Origin of the sequence: Pseudomonas laurylsulfatiphila, assembly GCF_002934665.1 — a bacterium.
Classification (GTDB): Bacteria; Pseudomonadota; Gammaproteobacteria; order Pseudomonadales; family Pseudomonadaceae; genus Aquipseudomonas; species Aquipseudomonas laurylsulfatiphila.
The window spans coordinates 353,289-359,561 of sequence record NZ_NIRS01000007.1 but is presented as its reverse complement, the minus strand read 5'-3'; the positions used below and the strand labels follow the sequence as shown (position 1 = coordinate 359,561).

Genomic DNA, 6,273 nt, shown 5'->3' with positions numbered 1-6,273 from the left:
CTCGCGGAGTAACTTGTGATGCTGATAATCTGTTGACTAGCAGTCTGACTCCACAAGCACCCACACGAATTGCTTGATTCAGTTGTTAAAGAGCGGTTGGTTAAGATCTTTCGTCTCAACCGAGGCGTGCACTCTACAGCAAACCCCTTTAATTAGCACCCTTAAAAGCTTCTGATTTTAATAATAAAATCAACTACTTAAGCCAAAACCAGCATCAAACTGCTCGTTAGCGGGAGGCGAATAGTACAGCATTAAAATACGTGGTCAACCCCTGTCTAGAAATTCTTTTCCCTTACCAAAGAGACTAGGTTGCCACTATGAAAACTTCCAAGGTCTGTACAAAAACACAGGGCAGCAGAGTACCCAGACCACGTCGTCACTAAATCGCCCCTTATTTCGTAGACGCTGACTGACCGCTTTTGGCTGTGGATTGCTGCCTGTCGTGACAGGCTAAAAACGCCCCCCCCCCTAGCCCCATAGCTGTCACTCGCCAGCGGCAGCTGTCGACCGATTCTGTTGAAAAAGTCCGAGCGTAGTGGGCGGCGCGCCGGGATCGCTTTTGGTTTCAAGCGTCAGGCGTGATGTTGTAGGGGCGGGCTTGGTTGCGGTGGGCGGGGGTGTTCAGCGGGACATGTGGATGCTTTGGGTTTTTCGCGAGCGGGCTCGCTCCTACAGGGGTTGGGGCCGCAGCGGCATACGTCAACGCATCTGCTCCGTAGAATTGCCCTTGGTTCTGATGCTTCTTCTCACCTGTAATGCTTGCTATACATCCCCCATCGACAGGCCCTTTGGGCATTAGGCCAGTGTGTGAACGCCCCGTGCATCACTCATCTAGACTTAATGGATAGTCGTAGGCAGAACCGAGCACGTCGCTTTGGTGCAGGTCGATCAATAGCGGCGTGGCAAGCTGCCCTTTATGCCCAGTCGAGGTGCGGCGAAGATCGTGCCGGGCACAACAAGATGCCCGCTCAGGGTGCCCTGGCCAACGGCCAAATTGCCACGATACCGTGACGTGGTGTGAGTGCCGCAGCCGACACTTTCGGACGACCGACGACCTTCTGGTTTGTCCGTGACCGTGAGGATTGCTGAATGCCTGATGAGATGTTGCACCTGCCTGTGGTCAACAGTGTGCTGGAGCGCCACAAGGGCTCTGCGGGTGCGCTGTTGCCGATTCTTCATGATATTCAGGAGCGCATTGGGTACGTCCCCGATGTCGCCGTCCCCGAGATTGCCCATGCCCTGAACCTGAGCCAGGCCGAGGTTCGCGGGGTGATCAGTTTTTACCATGACTTCCGTACTGCGCCGCCCGCGCGGCATATCCTGCGGCTGTGCCGGGCCGAGTCGTGCAAGAGCCGTGGTGCCGAGCAGTTGGCTGCGCAGTTGCGTGAGCGTCTGCAACTGGATGACCACGGTAGTAGCGCCGATGGCAGCATCAGTTTGCGGCCGGTGTATTGCCTGGGTGCCTGTGCCTGTTCGCCTGCTCTGGAGCTGGATGGCCGGGTGCATGCGCGGCTCAGCGCTGAGCGTCTGGATGCCTTGCTCGACGCTTGCCGGGAGGACGCGTGATGCCGACTCTTTATCTGCCTTGTGATTCGCTGGCCCGTGCTGTGGGTGCCGACGAGGTATCCACAGCCCTGATCACTCAGGCCAAGGAGCGCAATCTGCCGCTGGAGCTGCAGCGCACCAGTTCGCGCGGGCTGTATTGGCTGGAACCGCTGTTGGAGGTAGACAGCCCGCAAGGTCGAATTGGCTTTGGCCCGCTGACCGCTGCTGATGTGCCGTCCGTGCTTGATGCGCTGCACGGCGAGCCGTCCGCTCATCCGCTGGCCTTGGGCCTGGTGGAAGAATTGCCCTATCTGAAGACTCAACAACGCCTACTGTTCGCCCGCGCCGGCATCACCCGGCCGTTGTCGCTGGACGATTACCGGGCCCACGGCGGTTTCGAAGGTTTAAACAGGGCCGTCGCCCTTGGCGGCGAGCAGACCGCGACAGCGGTGTTCGATTCGGGCCTGCGTGGCCGTGGCGGTGCAGCCTTCCCCGCCGGGATCAAATGGCGCACGGTGCGTGCGACTGAAGCGGCGCAGAAATACATTGTGTGCAACGCCGACGAAGGCGACTCCGGCACCTTTGCCGACCGCATGCTGATGGAAGGCGACCCCTTTCTGCTGATCGAAGGCATGGCCATTGCCGGTCTCTGCGTCGGCGCCACTTACGGCTACATCTATGTGCGCTCGGAATATCCGGATGCTGTGACCACCCTGCGCAACGCGCTGCAGATTGCCCGGGAGAACGGTTACCTCGGCGCCAATGTCGGCGGCAGCGGTCAGGCCTTCGATATGGAAGTGCGTGTCGGTGCCGGTGCCTACATCTGCGGTGAGGAAACCGCGCTGCTGGACTCTCTGGAAGGCAAGCGCGGGATCGTCCGCGCCAAGCCGCCGATTCCTGCCTTGAAAGGCCTGTTTGGCCAGCCGACGTTGGTGCACAACGTGCTGACCCTGGCCTCGGTGCCGCTGATTCTGGCCAAGGGTGCGCAGTTCTATCGCGATTACGGTATGGGCCGCTCTCTGGGCACCATGCCCTTCCAGCTGGCGGGCAATGTTCGTCACGGCGGTCTGGTGGAACGGGCTTTTGGCCTGTCGCTGCGGGAGTTGGTGGAGGACTACGGTGGTGGGACCGCGAGTGGCCGGCCGCTGAAGGCTGCGCAGGTGGGCGGCCCGCTCGGCGCCTGGGTGCCGCCGTCGCAATTCGACACGCCGCTGGATTACGAAGCCTTTGCCGCCATTGGCGCGATGCTCGGTCACGGTGGTGTGGTGGTGGCGGACGACACCTTGGACATGGCCTATATGGCGCGTTTCGCGATGGAGTTCTGCGCCGAGGAATCCTGTGGCAAATGCACGCCGTGCCGCATCGGCTCGACCCGGGGCGTGGAGGTGATCGACCGTCTGCTGGCCGCGCCTGACCAGAACGGTCGCGATGAGCAGGTGATCATCCTCAAGGACCTGTGCGACACCCTGCAATACGGTTCGCTATGTGCGTTGGGCGGCATGGTTTCGTTTCCGGTCGCCAGCGCCCTCAAGCACTTCCCCGCCGACTTCGGCTTGCAGCCCTCGGAGGCCGAGCAATGATCACTCTCTTCGACCCGAACACCGATATCGATCTGGGCACCCCTGCCCGTGAGAGCGAGGTGCAAGTCACCCTGAGCATCGACGGCCGCAGCATCAGCGTGCCAGAAGGCACCTCGGTGATGCGCGCCGCTGCGCTGCTGGGCACCACCATTCCCAAACTCTGTGCCACCGACAGCCTGGAAGCCTTCGGCTCTTGCCGCATGTGCCTGGTGGAGATCGATGGCATGCGCGGCTATCCAGCGTCCTGCACCACGCCGGTCACTGAAGGCATGAGCGTGCACACCCAGACGCCAAAGCTCGCGACGCTGCGGCGCAACGTCATGGAGTTGTACATTTCCGATCACCCGCTGGACTGCCTGACCTGCTCGGCCAACGGCAACTGCGAGCTGCAAACCGTGGCCGGTCAGGTCGGCCTGCGGGAGGTGCGTTACGGCTATGAAGGCGACAACCATCTGGCTGATGTGAAGGACACGTCCAACCCCTACTTCGACTACGACCCGAGCAAGTGCATCGTCTGCAACCGCTGCGTGCGCGCCTGCGAAGAAACCCAGGGCACCTTTGCCCTGACCATTACCGGGCGCGGTTTTGAATCCCGCGTGGCGGCCGCCGGTGGGGATAACTTCCTCGATTCGGAATGCGTGTCCTGCGGTGCCTGTGTGCAAGCCTGCCCGACTGCGACGCTGATGGAAAAAAGCGTGGTCGAACTCGGTCAGCCGGAACGCAGCGTGATCACCACCTGCGCCTATTGCGGTGTGGGCTGCTCGTTCCGCGCCGAGATGAAAGGCGACCAGCTGGTGCGCATGGTTCCGGACAAGAACGGCCAGGCCAACCACGGCCACTCTTGCGTCAAAGGGCGCTTTGCCTGGGGCTACGCCACCCACCCGGATCGCATCACCAAGCCGATGATCCGCAAACACATCAACGACCCGTGGCAGGAAGTCAGCTGGGATGAAGCGGTGACCTACGCCGCCAGCGAATTCCGTCGGTTGCAGCAGAAATACGGCCGCGACTCCATTGGTGGCATCACCTCCAGCCGCTGCACCAACGAAGAAACTTATCTGGTGCAAAAACTGGTGCGTGCGGCCTTCGGCAACAACAACGTCGACACCTGTGCGCGGGTCTGCCACTCGCCGACCGGCTATGGCCTGAAGCAAACCCTTGGCGAGTCCGCCGGTACCCAGAGTTTCGACTCGGTGATGCAGGCCGACGTGATCCTGGTGATGGGCGCCAACCCCAGCGACGCCCACCCGGTGTTCGCCTCCCAGCTCAAACGCCGCCTGCGTGAAGGTGCGCGACTGATCGTCATCGATCCACGGCGCATTGATCTGGTGGACTCGGTGCACGCCCGCGCCGAATACCATTTGGCCCTGCGCCCGGGCACCAACGTCGCCATGCTCAACGCTTTGGCCCATGTCATCGTCACTGAAGGGCTGCTCAACCAGGCCTTTATCGACGCCCGTTGCGAGGGTAGCGATTTCGCGACCTGGAGTGAGTTCGTCAGCCGTGCGGAGAACTCGCCGGAAGTGCTGGGTGCCATCTGCGGTGTGCCCGCTGCCGACATCCGCGCCGCCGCCCGCCTGTATGCCACGGGTGGCAATGCAGCGATCTACTACGGACTCGGTGTCACCGAGCACAGCCAAGGCAGCACGGCGGTCATGGGCATCGCCAACCTCGCGATGGCCACGGGTAACATCGGCCGCGAAGGCGTGGGCGTGAACCCGCTGCGGGGGCAGAACAACGTGCAGGGTTCCTGCGACATGGGCTCCTTCCCTCACGAGTTGCCCGGCTACCGGCACATCTCCAACGAAGTGGTGCGGGCGCAGTTTGAACAGGCGTGGAACGTCACTCTGCAACCTGATCCGGGGTTGCGCATTCCCAACATGTTCGAAGCAGCGCTGGGCGGCAGCTTCAAGGGCCTGTATTGCCAGGGTGAGGACATCGCCCAGAGCGATCCGAATACCCAGCACGTCACCGCAGCCCTGTCGGCCATGGAGTGCGTGGTGGTGCAGGATATTTTCCTCAACGAAACCGCCAAGTTCGCCCATGTGTTCCTGCCGGGCAGTTCGTTCCTGGAAAAAGACGGCACCTTCACCAACGCCGAACGGCGTATTTCACGGGTGCGCAAGGTCATGGACCCTCTGGGCGGCAAGGCCGACTGGGAAGGCACCGTGGCGCTGGCCAATGCCCTGGGTTACCCGATGAACTACAAACACCCATCGGAAATCATGGATGAAATCGCCAGCCTGACGCCGACTTTCACCAACGTCAGCTACGCCGAACTGGACCGCCACGGCAGCCTGCAATGGCCGTGCAACGCCGAGGCGCCGGACGGTACGCCGACCATGCACATCGAGGAGTTCGTGCGCGGCAAGGGGCGGTTCATGCTCACCGGCTACGTGCCGACCGAGGAGAAGGTCAACACTCGCTATCCACTGCTGCTGACCACCGGGCGCATCCTCAGCCAGTACAACGTCGGCGCCCAGACCCGGCGCACCGACAACGTCGCCTGGCACGACGAAGACCGCCTGGAAATCCACCCGACTGACGCCGAAAGCCGTGGCATCAACGAAGGTGACTGGGTCGGCATCGGCAGCCGCGCCGGGCAGACCGTGCTGCGTGCGCGAATCACCGAACGGGTCGCCCCGGGCGTGGTGTACACCACCTTCCACTTCCCGGAATCGGGGGCCAACGTGATCACCACCGACAACTCCGACTGGGCCACCAACTGTCCGGAGTACAAGGTCACGGCCGTCGAAGTCAGCCGCGTGTACCACCCTTCGGAGTGGCAAAAGCGCTTCCAGGAGTTCAGCGAAGAACAGGACCGTTTGCTCAAGGATCGCCGCCACGCCCGTGGTGATAAAGCCGAGGTACGCCGATGAGTACTGACAACCTGATCAAGATGGCCAACCAGATCGCCCAGTACTTCGCCAGCCAGCCGGACCAGCAACAGGCGGTGCTCAGCGTGCGCAATCATCTGCAGATGTACTGGGCGCCGAGCATGCGCAAGGAATTGCTGGCCTGGCAGACGGAGCATAAAGGGGCGGACCTGCACCCGCTGGTGCAGGCGGCGGTGAGTGGGGCGGGTTGGGGGGCTTAGCCTGCTGGCTGCAAAAAAAACTGTGGGAGCGAGCTTGCTCGCGATGAGGGC

General features: G+C 61.9%; 4 protein-coding genes. All 4 read left to right on the top strand.

Annotated features, from left to right (window positions below; all coding sequences use genetic code 11):
* The first annotated feature begins 1,089 nt into the window (after positions 1-1,089).
* From CD175_RS26520 to CD175_RS26505, 4 genes are read left to right on the top strand one after another with little or no spacing between them, the layout of a single operon-like run.
* Positions 1,090-1,566, top strand: coding sequence for a formate dehydrogenase subunit gamma (locus tag CD175_RS26520; protein WP_007972216.1), 477 nt, complete (start codon positions 1,090-1,092; stop codon positions 1,564-1,566).
* Positions 1,566-3,125 (top strand): formate dehydrogenase beta subunit, encoded by a 1,560-nt coding sequence (locus CD175_RS26515; protein ID WP_104451047.1) that lies wholly within the window; start codon positions 1,566-1,568, stop codon positions 3,123-3,125. Before CD175_RS26520 ends, CD175_RS26515 begins: the two co-directional genes overlap by 1 nt.
* A complete protein-coding gene (gene fdhF, locus CD175_RS26510; protein ID WP_104451046.1) occupies positions 3,122-6,004 on the top strand; it encodes a formate dehydrogenase subunit alpha in 2,883 nt (960 codons plus the stop codon). The genes CD175_RS26515 and fdhF overlap by 4 nt, the downstream gene beginning before the upstream one ends.
* Positions 6,001-6,222 carry a formate dehydrogenase subunit delta gene (locus tag CD175_RS26505; protein WP_095965789.1) on the top strand — a complete coding sequence of 74 codons (222 nt, stop codon included), beginning with the start codon at positions 6,001-6,003 and terminating at the stop codon, positions 6,220-6,222. The genes fdhF and CD175_RS26505 overlap by 4 nt, the downstream gene beginning before the upstream one ends.
* Positions 6,223-6,273 lie beyond the last annotated feature (51 nt).